The organism is Guptibacillus hwajinpoensis (genome assembly GCF_020171785.1).
Classification (GTDB): Bacteria; Bacillota; Bacilli; order Bacillales; family Guptibacillaceae; genus Guptibacillus; species Guptibacillus sedimenti.
This window is the reverse complement of the sequence record NZ_JAIVAE010000001.1, coordinates 44116-59848: the sequence shown is the minus strand read 5'-3', so window position 1 is coordinate 59848 and position 15733 is coordinate 44116. Positions and strand designations below refer to the sequence as shown.

Sequence of the window (15733 nt, the reverse complement as noted above, 5' to 3'; positions counted from 1 at the left end):
CGTTTTACACAAGAGAAGACCTACCCACTTTACAATCAGAATTTACAATTTTAATAAATCATTAAAAGCAGCAATCAGGTAATCAAGCCGATATGAGATTAAGCTTTTTAAAACCGCCTTTTCACATACTTATATTGCAAGTAACGTGCCAACTTTTTATTACTTGTATTTGGGGCAATTCTGCTCCATTCCTGAAGCAAATTGTAGAATTTCTCTACACTTCTTTGTAGAATTTTTCTACAGTGTCGAAATTTTGCACAGAAAAAGATGCTGCTCTTATGAACAGCACCTCACTTTTTTTTGGTGAATTTTGCTAATAAGAGCGCAATGATGATACAAGCGACTCCAAGCAAAACGACATTATTTGAAATAAAATCCAGAACAACTCAACTACCTTTCTAGCATTCTAGTTAAATCTTATCACAACCGCTTTTATTCATCAGGTAATAAACCCGATTTTTGTAGAAAGTCCTTTGCCACCTTTCCGACATCTTGATGCAAGACATCTACGCGGTAATTTAAATGAACCATTTCTTCGTTTGTAATCGTTCTAGCTAGTGCTTCGAGAGGTTCTCGTATTCCTGGATCATCCTCCAAAATCGTTTTCTGTACAACTGGAGCAGCATCATAAGGTGGGAAAGCCATGCGATTATCTTGTAAAATCACAAGGTCATAGTCTTCAATACGGCTATCTGTGACCATACCAACTGCCACTTGAACCCTCTCTTCTTTTACGGCCAGGCTAAGTAATTCTGAATCTACCGCGAGAAGCTGATTTTGATTCACTTTAAAATTGTAAACATCTTCTAAATGATCAAGGCCATCTTCTCTCATTAAATATTCTTCATTTGTGGCCATTTTTAAAGAGGGATTGTCGTCCTTATTCATATAAGACACCAGATCACTAACAGAGGTAATGCCCTTTTCACTTGCGAATGACTTTTTCATAATTAAGCCCCAGGAGCTATTAAACTCACTCTTATCGAGCCAAATAATCTCTTTCTTTTCGTCCACTTTTTTCACAAACTGATAAGCTTCATTCGCATCATATCCTGGTCCGTCCTTATGATAAATAATTTTCGCTGTATTCGTATATTCCCAATAAAGATCAACGATGTTGTTAAGAAAAGCCTCTCGAATCGACGGGCTATCAAGAAAGCGAACTTCTTCTACCTCATATCCTTCCTCCATTAATAATAGCGCCGTCATTTTCATTAACAAGTATTGTTCTGTGAATGCTTTTGATCCAAGTGTAATGGTAGGACCTTCCTCAGACGATGCCATTTCTTTCGTCTGTTTCTCCTCACCCTGACAGGCCACGATAAGCAAGAGACAGCCGATGAAACAAACCATTTTTCTCATATACTGATGCCAATCTTTTTCATTTTATAAATTAACGTATGCCTCGCAATTCCAAGTCTCTCCGCCGCTTTCGTTTGATTTCCATTCGTGTCGGAAAGTGCCTGTCGGATCATTTTCTCCTCTATATCTTCTAATACTTCCGAAAGACTTCCGCTAAAGTCCTGCACGTCAGCTCGTTCACTTTTTGGAAGTGACATTAAGGAAGCATGAGCGAGGTCTTCTGGCATGATCATGCCACTCCGCTTCATAATATGAATCCGCTCTAAGATATTTAATAGTTCCCGAATATTGCCCGGCCAGGAATGACGAAGAAGAAGCGCAACGCTTTCTTCCGAGATGGTGATTGTCTTATTGTATTTAGCATTTAATTTTCTCATCTGATCCTTAATCAACAGCGGGATATCTTCCACCCGATCACGTAAGGGGGGAATCTCAATTTCAATTAAATTTAATCGATAGTAAAGATCCTCTCGAAACGTACCAGAAGCAACCGCTTGTTTAAGATTTTGATTGGTAGCCGTTATGATTCGAACGTCCACGGTGCGATAGTCATTGCTACCAAGCTGCATCACCTTTTTATCTTCAATCACATGAAGGAGCTTCGCCTGCATCGCAGGAGATATTTCGCCAATCTCATCAAGGAAAATGGTGCCGCCGTCAGCCGCCGCAAATTTCCCTAGTTTTGATGAGACAGCACCTGTAAATGCACCTTTTTGATAGCCAAACAGCTCACTCTCAAGAAGGTGCTCTGGAATAGCGGCACAGTTGATCGACAGCATCGGCCCTTTGCTTCGGTGACTGTTCTCATGAATCCAATGGGCAAGCGCCGTTTTCCCAACGCCACTCTCCCCAAGAATAAGGATACTTGCATCCGTCTCTTTCACTTGCTGGAGCAGTGACATAACTCGTTTCATACTTGGACTTTCAAAATGAAAGGTGTCTTCCGGCTGCTCCTGATCTTCCCTTGTATTCAGTTGTTTTAATACGAGAGCTTTTACTTCTTCAAGCTCCATCGGTTTATTCAAATAGTCGACAGCACCAAGCTTCATCGCTTGAACGGCGCTTTCTACATTTCCGTATGCCGTCATCATGATAACTGGTACATCAGGGTTTATCTGCTTTATTTCCTTCAATACTTGGAGTCCAGTCATATCTGGGAGCATATAATCGAGAATCACGATATTAACATCCGTTCGCTTAAAAAAATCAAGTGCACTGCTTCCTAAATGAGCCATGATCGAATCTAAGCCCGCTTTTTTTAATTTACGTCCAATTAATTTCGCTAATTGGACTTCATCATCAACGATTAAAACCGTTTGTTCCATAATGCCAGCTCCTTTTCTATCGATGAAACCAACAATGAATGGTTGTCCCTTTCCCTTCAACACTTTCAACTGTAAGCTCGCCGTTATTTTCACGAATAATATCTCTTGCGATCGTTAAACCGAGACCATTCCCATCTTCTTTTGTTGAAAAAAATGGGTCAAAAAGCCACTCAAGATTACTTGCCATAATCCCTGTTCCTGTATCTTGAAATGCTACATGAAGTTGGTTTTCGTATTCACTTAAGGTAACTGTTAAAGTTCCCTCCCCTTTCATCGCATCCGCTGCATTTAGGATAATGTTTAGAAAAGCCTGAATTAATTCATCATAAAACCCGATATACTCACCATTTGTTTCATAGTGCTTAACGACTGTTACGTTTTGCTCCTTCATTTTAAAGCGAACGAGATGAATCACTTCTTCAATAACGGTCTTTAACTGAAGATGTCGAGCATCAGCTTTATTCACTTTCGCAAAATTCAAGAAATTACCAACGATCGTTTTCATTCTTCTTACTACTTGATCAATATCACGCGCTAATTCTTTAATGTCTTCAGAGCTATTGGCTTCTTCCACTTCTTCTCGTAACATCTCAGAAGATCCTGTTAAGATGGCAAGTGGATTTTTTATTTCATGCGCAATTCCTGTTGTAATTTGACCAATTAAAGCAAGTTTGTCGTTTTGCTTCACGCGTGACTCTAGCATTTTCATTTGTGAAATGTCTTGCAATACAGCGATACTTCCGATAATTTCATTTTTTCCATTATAGAAGCGAGAGGTGCCAATATTGACAAGATGACGTTGACCTTTAGCATCAATAATGTAACTCTCACACTCGATACTTGGTTCTTCTGAGATCAATGCTTTCAATAACATAAAATCTTCATCTGTATGTTTAATAGGGAGCTGCGAAAGAGGGCGACCGACAAGTTCAATCCGACTATACCCCACCAAATCTTCAAACCGTCTGTTCACATGTGTAACAACGGCATGCTCATTAATCGTAATCATGCCATACGGGATTCCTTCGATCATATCATTTAAATATCGTTCACTTTCTTCTAATTGGTGCTGTTTCTCATAATTGCTGTTACCAACCGAGATGATGGTTCTAGTTAATTCCCCTACTTCGTCTTTTCGTAAGTTTTCTGAGGTGGATTCTTCCTGATAAAATGTTTTTCTTCGATAAGCTTTCGCATAGTTTGTTAAACGAATAATCGGATACACGATGTCCCGAATGCCAGCTACGATGAACAAGAACGAAAGAATCAAAATACCAATGAAAGATAGCGTGAGAACATACGAGAGTTTTCTAACCGGAGCAAAGGCAATTTCTTCTGACACGCCATAGACAAGCCCCCAACCATCTCGAAGGGTTTGATAGGCAATAATGCTTTGATCTCCTTCATAGACAGAACGCGATACCCCTGAAACCTCTTTGAAAATTTGGCTCGATGGAAGATCTTTTGAAATAACTTCTCCTAACGCTTCGGTATTTGTGGATGCAATCACAAGACCATCTGGATCAATCAGCATCCCAAAGTGCCCTTCGCCTGTGCTAACACTTTCAATCATCTCAGATAAATAATCCTGACTAAATTCAGCAATGAGTGCACCCTGGAAAGAGTTACTTTCGTTAAATACCGGAATCCCGACTGAAACAACTTCTTCTCCATTATAATTTCGAATCATATTCGACACGGCATAGTTATGCGTCCACTGCATTTCATTTAATTTCGGATAAAGATAAGATGTTCCCTCAAGCTCAGGTGCAAAAGGCGATTCAAACATCACCTTGCTTTCATTGTTTAAATAATAAACCGATCGAATAATCGAGCTCTGAGCAATCGCCTGTCTTGATCGATTATACATGCGCTCCACGTCAACGTTACGTTCTTCTCGATTGCCTGCAATTAAATGAAGCTGAAGTACCACACTCGAAATTTCGTTATCCACTCTTTTTACAATACTTTCCGTATTGGCTACATTTTCACTAATGATATCATCTTCAATCATGTCTTCTGCATAATTAATAATCACTTGATAAATAAGTAGCGTTGGAAGAACCAGAAGTAAAATAAAAATGAGCACAGATTTTTTTAATATACTTTTGCGGATTGGATGCCAAAGGATTCGTTTTATTTTTGTAAAGGATTTCATTTCATCCCACCATTTGAATGTCATGTCGAACGTTATGTCATTTATCATAATCGCCGCTTTACTAGATTGGCAACCGTGAATTTTGAACCAAACGCTTTTGACCATTTTTCACCACAATCCCTTCCTTCTACTCAGAGTTAAGAAACGGTTCGACTTCTTCCACTCATTTCCCCGGAAATGGCCAACTAGTTTACACAAGTATTCGCTTAAAGTAGACAAGAGATTTTTTTATGTCTCGACACCAATATCCCTTTCTTTCAGAAAAGCTTATGTATAATAATGACATCAACTTACTTTAATAGGGAGGAATCGTATGAAAACGCTCAGGATGGTGTTTTTATTCGCTTTGTTACTTACTGTGTCGGCTTGTAATTTCCTTACCACCTCAGACTCCTCAGAAAAAGTAGAAGCAGAAAAAGAATCGGTGGACAAGTCTTCGACGGAGACTGCAACAGAAGTTCTTTTTCAAGAAGGCACCTACAAATGGGAAAAAGATGGTGAAATTCTTGGTGGACTTGATATAACCGACCCTAAGGCGGATTCCTTCACGTTTATGCTCCAAGCCTACGATGGTCAAAATGTTGGTGAATTGTCCGGGGTCGCTCAGGTTAACGGAGAAATGGCCTCTTTCACACACACTGAAAACGCAGCATGCAAAGTTTCTTTCGGGTGGAAAGAAGATCGATTAACGATCGATACGAGCGAAGCCTGTGAGAACTTAAATGAAAACCCGATTTCGTTTACGGGTGTTTATACAAAGATTGAAGTCGGGAACTCCTCGTCCCCAACTGAAGAAGAAGCGACAGAAGAAGCGAACTGGCAAGAAGCACTTTATATCAATCCAACTTTTGAGCAGGGCGAGCTTACCTTATCAAATGTAACGAAGGAATCCTTTGAATTCACCTTTCAAATTAGTAGCGATGATCAAGTTGGGAAAATGACAGGGACTGCAACCATAAATGGAAATGAAGCAACCTTCAAAGACCAAGAAGATCCAGCTTGTTCAGGGACATTTGTTCTATCAGATGATGTGATTTCATTTAATGAAGACTCTTGCTTAAACTACCATGATGCAGCAGTTGGTTTTAACGGGGAATATGCTCTTTCAGACGAAAAGCCTACTGCCACGAACGAAACCGCTTCTTGTGACAAGGCCCCTTTTCATTCTGAACTTTTGCAGTTTGCCGAACAGGGCCACTTAAAAGATGCATCCATTTTTCTTGGTATGTCGGAAGAAGCCTTGAAAAAACTGAAGCCTTCCATGACGTTTGATGAAGCACTTTATGAAGGAACGCCAGGTTTTTATGATGACAGCTACTCTTACTTAACAGCCGATGAGAAAGTCAGTCATCTAAGATACAATGCGCTTTCGGAGGGACCAGCTGTCCCTTATGCTGAAGTTGTTTGTCAATTCGGAGAACCTGACGAAGTGGTGTTTAATGAATTGGACTCGGAATACCTTCATGTTTATTATGCTGGTGAGAATAAACTTTCCTTTGTATCTGATTCGAAAGAAGGCGCCATTAAAGCGGTCGCGCTTCAAACGATGACCGTTCAATGATTTTCGATCTCTTTAAAGCAGTCAGGCGATCAATGCCTGACCGCTTTCTTCCTTTAGAGGGTTATGTTGATGTGCACAAACGATTTAATGTTCTTTAAGAACGTTCAGGATATAACTCTTTCAAGTAATCAACTGACTGTCGAATCATCTCTTTCAACACATCAAGATCAATATCGTCTAACTTGTTCACGTAAACGCACGCCTTACCTGTCTTATGCTTACCCAATCGTTCAAGTGCGTTCTCGCGTTCTGGTTCACCTTGAGCGAGATATAAGCTAATTTTTGCTTTCCTTGGTGAAAATCCTACGAGTGGCGCATCACCTTCATGTCCCGTCGCGTATTTATAATGATACGAACCGAAACCAATAATGCTTGGTCCCCACATTTTCGCTTCATACCCCGTTGTTTCAGTAAATAGATCTAACAACCGGTACCCATCTTCTCGCTTTTTCGGATGGTCGACACTTTCAATAAATTCAATGACACTGTTATCCGTTTCTTTCGTTTTTAATTCGTACATGCAGGAAGCCTCCTTAGTAAAGTCTCTCTTTCCTGTTACGCTCTTCCATCATAATTTCCTTTTTCATCATGTAAATTCCCCTTGATTAAACCAAAAATGTATCGAGATGATTTCGTTTATTATCGTTTCATGTTAGTTACTGAAAAAACGTTAGGAATCCTCTCATTCTGGAACGGTCTTGCTTATAGAATTCCCATCACCTTTTGAAGGTAAGACAATGTTTACATTAAATGATATCCCAATGTTTCTAGTGTAATCGTTATTTTAATCATAAACTATTTAATTACGTCAAATACGAATCCTGTGACGCTCTTTTTCTATCAATTCACATATTTCTCCATCTGCTTCATTTTCTTCTTTCTTATGCCTTTTCGCAATGATGAGGAGAGACCGAATGACGGGATGGCTGTCGTTGACGTTCTTCGGTATGGAAAATCAGTTGACCCCATCGATTAAATATGAAACCTGCTTCTGAAGCGGGTTTTTCCTTTATGCAAACTATAGTAAAATAGATGTAAATCAATCTTAGGGAGTGATTAGTTGAAAAGTGAAATGAACCAATTGTTCATAGAGAAAAAATGTGTTCATGTGCTTTATGCGTATCAAGAGGTTAAGAGCTATATCGAACAGGTTTGCGATTTCATTGAACAAGGAGCATTGCACGGGGAATATACGATTCTTATTGAAAATGATCGCCTTTATCCAATGATACTAAAAGAATTACAACGAAAACTAACGAAAGATCAATTACACTTTGTTCACCGTGTGAATAGCTTTGATTTTTACTTTTCAAGTGGAAGTTATCATCCTCCTGCGATTCACGAGTATTTTAAAGAGACCGTGGCTCCGTATGTCGAAAACAGCCTGTCCTTTCGTTCGTGGGCACACGTTGAATGGGCTTCAATGGAAGAACCCCTTCATCTGATCGAAGACTTTGAAAAAATCGTTGATCGTGCTGTTAACGACCTGTCTTTTCCACTCATCTGTGCTTATGATGGGGAAAGGATGCCTGATTATCTCATCACCATCTTAATGGAAACACATCCTTATATATTAATGAATGATGAATTCACCTTGTCCAAACAATACTTCGGCTAAAAAAATGAGCCCCGTCCTTATGACGATAAGGACGGGGCTCACTTAGTTAATATTCAATACGTTCAAAAGGCTCCATCGTTGGCACGTCTACTTCAAATGCATCTGGATATTTTATCCCAAGCCCCGTATTCAAACAAACGACCCGTTCTTCTTCTTTGATCCAACCGCGTTCTTTGAGTGTTTTGGCTGCTGCAAACGTAGCGGCTCCTTCCGGACAAATAAATTGTCCTTCTAGACTAGCGACCTCCCTTTGCGATGCCCGGATCTCTTCTTCTGAAACGGCTAGCGCACAACCATCCGTTTGATAAATTGCATCCAGTACAAGAAAATCACCGATGGCTTTTGGGACATTAATTCCAAACGCATGTGTCGTTGAATTCTCCCAGAACTCCGATTCCATTTTCCCTTCCTCAAATGCTTTCACAATCGGAGCACACCCATCGGATTGAACAGCAACTAATCTTGGAAGCTTCGTTTCTTTGATCCAACCAAGCTCCTGAAGCTCAAGAAGCGCTTTATAAATACCGATCAGGCCGACGCCTCCCCCTGTTGGATAAAGAATCACATCAGGAAGTTTCCAATTCAACTGTTCTGCTATTTCATACCCCATCGTCTTTTTACCTTCAATGCGATAGGGCTCTTTTAGCGTAGACGCATCATAGAATCCATTCTTTTTCACAAGATCACCTACAATTTTTCCTGCGTCACTTATTAGTCCATTTACAAGATAAAGATGAGCCCCAGAAATGCTGACTTCTTTTCTCGTAATTTCAGGAGCGTCAACTGGCATCACAATATGCGCTTCTACTCCTGCCTTAGCCGCGTAAAGCGACCAGGCGGCTCCTGCATTGCCATTCGTCGGCATCGCTAAGTTCCGTACACCAAGCTCTTTTGCCTTTGAAACCCCAACCGCCGCACCTCTTGCTTTAAACGAACCAGTTGGTACGAGGCCTTCATCTTTTATGTACAAATGCGGTATCCCTATCTCCTTACCAAGAGTAGGGAGTGACAGGATCGGCGTCATGCCTTCTTCAAAACTCACTTTATTTTCAACATTTTTTACAGGAAGCAACTCATGGTATCGCCACAGTGACTGCTCCCTCCCTGCGATCATTTCCTTTGTCACATGCTTCTTCACTTCATCAAGCTTGTAGTCAACGAGAAGTGGTGATCCACACACACAGAGCTGTTCAACCGTATCGACATCATATGTTTCACTGCACTTCGGGCAGGTTAAATGGGAAACCATGCTATAAGTCATCCTTACACCTCCGTTTTTTATAAAAAACAGTGAAACCCAAAGTTCACACGCGTGATCTTTGGGTTTCTTCCTGTCAAAGCATTAACTATGAAAATCAAGTCCTGATCGCACTTCTTCAACATATCCCGCTCGGATCACATAATCACCGAAATGCTCATTCTCTTCTTTTTCTTTTGCATAATTAAAGAGGATCGGTTTAAGAGAAGCAAGGATCTCTTCCTCACCGATGTTTTCTTTATAGAGCTTGCTTAATCGGTCGCCAACAAATCCGGCTCCCATGTACATGTTGTACTTGCCAGGTGCCTTTCCAATAAAAGCAATCTCGCCTAAGGTTGGACGTGAACAGCTATTCGGACAGCCTGACATACGAATCACAATCTCTTCTTCTCTTAGACCCGCTTCATCCACAATCTCCTCGATTTTATCAATAAGAGAAGGCAAATACCGCTCAGCTTCAGCCATCGCTAAACCGCATGTTGGGAAGGCAACGCAGGCCATGGAATTACGGCGCAGTGCAGAATTTTGTTTCCCGTCTGTCAGACCGTATGCGGCGACAAGCTCATCGATTTCCGTTTTCTTTTCTTCTGCTACGTTCGCAATGATGAGATTTTGGTTCGGTGTTAGCCTGAAATCACCTTCGTGAATTTTCGCTATTTCTCGTAGTCCGGTCATAATTTGATAATCTTCTAGATCAACAATGCGGCCATTTTGGATAAAGAGCGTTAAGTGCCATTTGCCATCGCCTTTGACCCAGCCATAGCGGTCACCATTATGATCAAAATGATAAGATCGAGCTTCTTCTAGTTCAAACCCGAGTCTACTATGCAATTCGTTCCGAACCCAATCAAGTCCTCTTCGATCAATGGTATATTTAAAACGCGCATTTTTTCGTTCTGATCGATTGCCATAATCACGCTGAATCGTAATAATCTTCTCTGCTACATCAACAATGTTTTCAGGTGCACAAAAGCCAATGATGCGCGACAGCTGCGGATACGTACTTGTATCGCCATGCGTCATGCCCATTCCACCTCCTACCGCAACATTGAACCCTTGAAGCTTGCCATCTTCAAGAATCGCAATAAAGCCGAGATCCTGGGAGAAAATGTCCACGTCGTTTGATGGCGGAACCGCAACGCCAATCTTAAATTTTCTCGGTAAGTAATGAGGACCATACATCGGCTCAATCTCTTCTTCTTTTCGATCAAGCACCTTCTCTTCATCTAACCAAATTTCATGATACGCTCTTGTTCTCGGCAACAGATCGTCACTTAGTTTTCGTGCCCATCCGTGCACTTCTGCATGGATATCAGATTGATACGGATTGGCGTTACACATCACGTTCCGATTCACGTCCCCACAGGCCGCAAGAGAATCCATCAGAACAGAATCCATTGCCTGAATGCTCTTCTTCATATTCCATTTTAAAATGCCGTGCATTTGAAATGTTTGACGCGTCGTTAATTTGAGCGTTCCGTTTCCATATTCATTCGCAAGATCATCCATCACAAGCCACTGCTCTGGAGTCGCTACGCCACCTGGCAATCGGACGCGAACCATAAACTGATAAGCTGGTTCAAGCTTCTGCTGCTTTCGCTCCTGGCGGATATCGCGATCGTCCTGCATATAGCTACCATGGAACTTTAATAGCTTTGTATCTGCATCCGGAATTGATGCGGTAATCGGATCCGCAAAGCTTTCGACAAGAGATCCACGTAAATAGTGGCTTTCGTCTTTAATTTTCTCCATTTCACTCGGTTTTCCATCTTGGGTTGCCGTCTTTTTATTCATGTCAAACTCCTTCCATTCCGCTTAGTACACATCACGCTGATAGCGCTTCGCGTTCCGTAAGTCCGATAAATAAGCCTCTGCTTCTGACTCACTCAAACCGCCCTGCTCCTCAAGAATGTTGACGAGTGCAATGTGAACATCTTTTGCCATATATTTCTCATCGCCACATACATAAATGTGTGCTCCCTTCTGAAGCCACTCGTATAGTTCTTTACTTCGCTCACGCATGCGGTGCTGAACATACACTTTCTCTTCTGTATCGCGTGAAAAAGCGACATCCATGCGAGTCAGCACACCCTCTTTTAACCATTTTTGCCACTCGACCTGGTATAGAAAATCGGTAACAAAGTGCTGCTCACCAAAGAACAACCATGTATCGCCACCTGCGCCAATTTCTTCTCTCTCTTGTAAAAAAGCACGATACGGCGCCACTCCCGTACCTGCTCCGATCATGATGACAGGTGTATCGGGATTGTTTGGCAGTCTAAAATTCTCGTTTCGCTGTACAAAGACCGGAAGTTGATCACCTGGCTGTGACCGTTCAGCGCACTGGCCGGAACAAACCCCAGTGCGAGCTCGACCGTGTGCGTCATATCGCAGCGCACCAATGGTAAGATGAACTTCCCCATCACTTGCTTTCGGACTGCTTGCAATGGAGTAAAGACGAACGGGTATTTTACGAAGTACCTTCACAAATTCCTCTGCAGCAATTTCCCAAGGCCCGTAGTCTTTCACAAGATCAATGAGATCTCTTCCATAAATGTACGTCTTTAGCTCTTCTCCCTCAGCATCCACCATGCGAAGTAGCTCTGCGCTTTCCGTAAGATCCGCAATCTTCTTAAGTAATGGCTTTGTTAGACTTGTAATCTCATATGTTTTCGTCAAAGCTTCCTGAAGAGACTGCACGTCTCCCTGCTTGTTTATCACCAACTGGCTGTCTCGGTTCCAATTCATTTCTTCCATTAGTTGAAGCACAAGTGCGGTATCATTTTCAGGATAAATCCCTAAACTGTCGCCTGGTTCGTATACAAGATTGGATCCTTCAAGATCAAGCTCAAGATGACGCGTTTCTTTATTCGATCCACGTCCGTTTAAATTGATATTCTCTAAGATCTCTGCTTTAAACGGATTCGTTCTTGAGTACGAAAGATTCGTATCACTCGCTTCCTTAGAAGGCGAGGCTTCACTACTCTTGGACGGGGCATCAGACAGCACACTCATGACACCTTCAAACCATTCTTCCGCAGGTTCTTCAAAATCCAAATCACAATCGACACGAGGATAAATTCTAGTAGCTCCTAACTCTTCCAGACGTCTGTCAAAATCTTTCCCCGTTTGACAGAAAAATTCATACGAGCTATCTCCAAGTGAAAGAACAGAAAACCTAATTTCTTCTAATTTAGGAGCGCGCTTACTTTGGATAAAATCGTAGAAGCTTAGCGCATTATCAGGAGGATCGCCATCTCCATGCGTGCTTGTAATCAACAACAAGTCTTCTACTTTCTTAAGTGACTTTGGTTTAAAATCATCGAGGGATGAGAGTGTAACGTTATACTTTTCGTGATCAAGCCGCTCAAAAAAAGATTCTGCTAGCGACTGACCATTTCCCGTATGAGAGCCATAAAGAATCGTAATCTCACGCGTTTTTGGTTCATTCTTTGAGAACGCTTCTTCTGCTGAGGAAGCTTCAGTAGTTGCCGCTGTTTCTGCCACTCCCGGAACAGAAAGATATCCACTTAGCCAAATTTTCTGCGTTTCATTTAACGTTGGTAATAAACGATTTAAAAGTTCCGTTTGTTCTTGATCAAAAGGACTATTCATAACCTGTAAATGCAATACAATCCACCTCGCATAGTTAATTCAATGTAATACAAGTTGTTTACCCGGATTTAAAACCGTATGAATACGAAGTATGCTCCTCTCTTCTAAGATACACATAAAAAAACCTCTCTTCTTTAAGCATAAGAAGAAAGGTTTGTGAGAACGATGCCAATCTTCTTATCTTTCAGGATGTACCTGCTGGATTTGGCACAGTATGAGTTGATCATTCAACTCATCGGTTGCCGAGGCTTCAAAGGGCCAGTCCCTCCACCTCTCTTGATAAGAAATGTTGCTATAAAGTTTTGATAACAATGATTGTTTCAAATAATATCTTTTGTTTAACAAAATGTCAATGTATTATTAGAAAATTATCACCATTCAATTAAATGAAACATGATGAGAGCAAGCGATAGTTGAAAAAATGAGTCAAATGATTTAGGTCGATTTTCATGAACGTAGATGCTTATTTTTTAGATTCATAATTTCAAACATATTCACAATCAATAGAAAGAGAGTAATCCCCAGTTTTACTACAATCGAGTAAGGAAGCGGGGTTACTAATAAGAGAATAGCCATAAAAGAAACTGTACAGCTTCGTATGACATCTCCCTTAAGAGACGTTTTTCTCACCTCACCACGCAGCCATTTCACAAGGGTTCTCCCAACGCTAGAGATGGCAATAACCATACAAACAAGATAAGTCCATATCGGTAAATAGTACGGTACTACAAAGATTGTAAGCGACAGCAAAATCGTCAGCACCGCATATCGGATCGTTAGTTCTTTATAGGTAAGTGAGTTGAAATCTTTCATTTCATTCCATCCTTATGTTGCTGGTTAGGCGTATGTGCCATCTCCCGAGAAACACGTTCCACCTTATTCATGTTGAAAAACCAGAGAAGGCTCATGAAAAAATAATAGATTCCAAGAATAGAAAGGGTATCCGTTACACTTTCGCCAAAGGATAGGTTAGACAAATAGTGCTTCCACAGAAGACTTCCGATCACACATATAAGAGGACTGATAATATAAAACCAGCCGTACATTAGTTTATTGAATTGTTTCATCTGACCTCCTTATTGATAACGTTTATCTAACTGTTGACTCCTTCTCATTTGATACAACTTGAATCCAGGCCCGGCCTTTGTTCCACGTCACGCTAAGCGGCAAATCCATGCTTTTACTTAGATTTTCAGAGGTGATGACGTCCTCTTTCTTTCCTTTCACCGCAATTCTTCCATTTTCCATTAACATCGCATGAGTGAAGGAAGGAGCAATTTCTTCAATATGATGCGTGATGTAGATCATGGTTGGACTATTTACTTGTTTTGCCAGTCGCTCCACCTGAGCTAAGAGCTTTTCACGTGAATACAAATCAAGACCCGTACATGGTTCGTCGAGAATGAGAAGCTTTGGGGAAGCCATTAAGGCTCGCGCAATCAGGATTTTTTGCTTTTCTCCTTGCGAGCAGATTTGAAAAGGCTTATGATGCAAATGTTGCAATCCCCACTCCTTCATAAGCTCCTCTGCCTGCACTTTATCCTCTTCTGTCACATGCTCATAAAGACCTGCGGAAGCAAATTTCCCACTAATCACAACTTCTGTGACCTCTTGCATGGGTGAAATTCGTTCTGTAAAAGCGCTACTTACCCATCCAATTGCTCTTCTTAGTTCATTTAAATCGGTTTGTCCAAGCCGCTGACCAAACACTTCGATCACTGGGGAATAGCGAAGCAATGGCCAAACTCCTCCGTAAATTAACTGAAGCAGCGTCGTTTTTCCTGAGCCATTTAATCCGATGATCGCCTGGTGCTGTCCTTGTTCAATGGTAAAAGAAATATCAGATAAAATCATTTGGTTCTGCCGCTGATAATAGGCGTTCTCAACATGAACGATCGCCATAGCTCTCCCTCCATTCTCTACAATATATCTTTTAAATCTTTAGTGATTATACCCGTTTGCGAACGCTTGAATCACTTCAAGTTCCTCTTCATTAGGCTCTCTTTCCACGATTTTCTCGTAAGCGATTTGCATCTGTTCTTCATCTCCGTTTGAGGGTCCAGTAAGGGAGGAAACCGTGCGTAGAAGCCTTACTTCTCTCGCAAATGCTTCGCACGAAATGGCTTCACCATGCGACAAAATCATCCAGTCCGCCTCAAATCCTTCCAGTACATCAAGCAACTGGGTAGTCGTTTTTACTGTATAATTCGTTTTGCTAGAAAAAATATCAGGATAAAAGCAATCGCCTAAAAATAGAATTTTCTCTTCTTTTATGTAGACGACAACCGAGTCAGCCGCATGGTTTCCGCCAACATGTTGAAGGACACACGTCACGCCACCTAAATCAATTTCTAGCTTTCCTTCAAAGGTTACATCCGGAAGTGTAATCGTTATATCACGTTGCTTCGCAAATTCCTTCTTAATAGCGGTTGCACAAAATTCAATTTCCGTTCCTTCTTCTACACGCTGAGCAAGATCTGCATCAGACCATGATAAGGGAAGAAGCTTAGCCATTTCTTCTTTAGTTTGAAAAGAAGAAATCGAAACCGTATCTCTGAGCGCGGATAAACCAAATATATGATCCCAATGCCAGTGGGTAAGTGCTACTATATCAGGTCTTTTAAGCCCCCGATCTGAAAGTTCCTCTAGAAAATAACGTGCATGGTTTTCTGAATTTCCTGCGTCAATCATTAACGACTTTTCATCCCCAACGATCATCCCTAGAATCGGTCGGTCTGTTTCGGATACTGGTGTTTGGTAGTAAAGACGAGCGCCAATTTGTTTGATCTGTTGCATAAATGTACCCTCCTAAAACGTCTTTTCACCATTTTACCAT

13 protein-coding genes and 1 riboswitch are annotated in these 15733 nt (G+C 41.2%); of the genes, 2 read left to right on the top strand and 11 right to left on the bottom strand.

What is annotated here, in order from left to right; translation table 11 throughout:
* Positions 1-432: 432 nt before the first annotated feature.
* From LCL91_RS00300 to LCL91_RS00290, 3 genes are read right to left on the bottom strand one after another with little or no spacing between them, the layout of a single operon-like run.
* On the bottom strand, positions 433-1362 hold the full coding sequence (locus LCL91_RS00300; protein ID WP_224878949.1) for a glycine betaine ABC transporter substrate-binding protein: 930 nt from the start codon (positions 1360-1362) through the stop codon (positions 433-435).
* Entirely contained in the window at positions 1359-2687 is a 1329-nt protein-coding gene (locus tag LCL91_RS00295) for a sigma-54-dependent transcriptional regulator (RefSeq protein WP_224878947.1), read from the bottom strand. The genes LCL91_RS00300 and LCL91_RS00295 overlap by 4 nt, the downstream gene beginning before the upstream one ends.
* 16 nt (positions 2688-2703) lie before the next feature.
* The gene (locus tag LCL91_RS00290; protein ID WP_224878945.1) at positions 2704-4845 is read right to left on the bottom strand and encodes a sensor histidine kinase; all 2142 of its coding nucleotides are present in this window, start codon (positions 4843-4845) and stop codon (positions 2704-2706) included.
* A gap of 313 nt (positions 4846-5158) precedes the next feature.
* On the opposite strand from LCL91_RS00290, the gene LCL91_RS00285 reads away from it, so the two are divergent.
* Positions 5159-6406, top strand: a complete 1248-nt coding sequence (locus LCL91_RS00285) for a hypothetical protein (RefSeq protein ID WP_224878943.1) — start codon at positions 5159-5161, stop codon at positions 6404-6406.
* Positions 6407-6500: 94 nt separating this feature from the next.
* Here LCL91_RS00285 and LCL91_RS00280 read toward each other — a convergent pair whose 3' ends face one another.
* Positions 6501-6926, bottom strand: a complete 426-nt coding sequence (locus tag LCL91_RS00280) for a DUF1801 domain-containing protein (protein WP_224878941.1) — start codon at positions 6924-6926, stop codon at positions 6501-6503.
* Between the two features lie 540 nt (positions 6927-7466).
* On the opposite strand from LCL91_RS00280, the gene LCL91_RS00275 reads away from it, so the two are divergent.
* Entirely contained in the window at positions 7467-8024 is a 558-nt protein-coding gene (locus LCL91_RS00275; protein ID WP_224878939.1) for an MEDS domain-containing protein, read from the top strand.
* Between the two features lie 46 nt (positions 8025-8070).
* Here LCL91_RS00275 and LCL91_RS00270 read toward each other — a convergent pair whose 3' ends face one another.
* From LCL91_RS00270 to LCL91_RS00240, 7 genes are all read right to left on the bottom strand, one after another.
* On the bottom strand, positions 8071-9285 hold the full coding sequence (locus LCL91_RS00270; RefSeq protein WP_224878937.1) for a threonine synthase: 1215 nt from the start codon (positions 9283-9285) through the stop codon (positions 8071-8073).
* Positions 9286-9366: 81 nt separating this feature from the next.
* The gene (cysI, locus tag LCL91_RS00265) at positions 9367-11076 is read right to left on the bottom strand and encodes an assimilatory sulfite reductase (NADPH) hemoprotein subunit (protein ID WP_224878935.1); all 1710 of its coding nucleotides are present in this window, start codon (positions 11074-11076) and stop codon (positions 9367-9369) included.
* Between the two features lie 21 nt (positions 11077-11097).
* Positions 11098-12912 (bottom strand): assimilatory sulfite reductase (NADPH) flavoprotein subunit, encoded by a 1815-nt coding sequence (locus LCL91_RS00260; protein ID WP_224878933.1) that lies wholly within the window; start codon positions 12910-12912, stop codon positions 11098-11100.
* A gap of 159 nt (positions 12913-13071) precedes the next feature.
* A riboswitch (SAM riboswitch) is annotated at positions 13072-13183 on the bottom strand.
* A 161-nt stretch (positions 13184-13344) separates the two neighbouring features.
* Positions 13345-13710: a hypothetical protein gene (locus LCL91_RS00255; RefSeq protein ID WP_224878931.1), complete on the bottom strand. Its 366-nt coding sequence runs from the start codon at positions 13708-13710 to the stop codon at positions 13345-13347.
* The gene (locus LCL91_RS00250; RefSeq protein ID WP_224878929.1) at positions 13707-13964 is read right to left on the bottom strand and encodes a hypothetical protein; all 258 of its coding nucleotides are present in this window, start codon (positions 13962-13964) and stop codon (positions 13707-13709) included. The genes LCL91_RS00255 and LCL91_RS00250 overlap by 4 nt, the downstream gene beginning before the upstream one ends.
* A 22-nt stretch (positions 13965-13986) precedes the next feature.
* Entirely contained in the window at positions 13987-14799 is an 813-nt protein-coding gene (locus LCL91_RS00245) for an ABC transporter ATP-binding protein (protein ID WP_224878927.1), read from the bottom strand.
* A gap of 39 nt (positions 14800-14838) precedes the next feature.
* Entirely contained in the window at positions 14839-15693 is an 855-nt protein-coding gene (locus LCL91_RS00240) for an MBL fold metallo-hydrolase (protein WP_224878925.1), read from the bottom strand.
* Between the last annotated feature and the right edge of the window lie 40 nt (positions 15694-15733).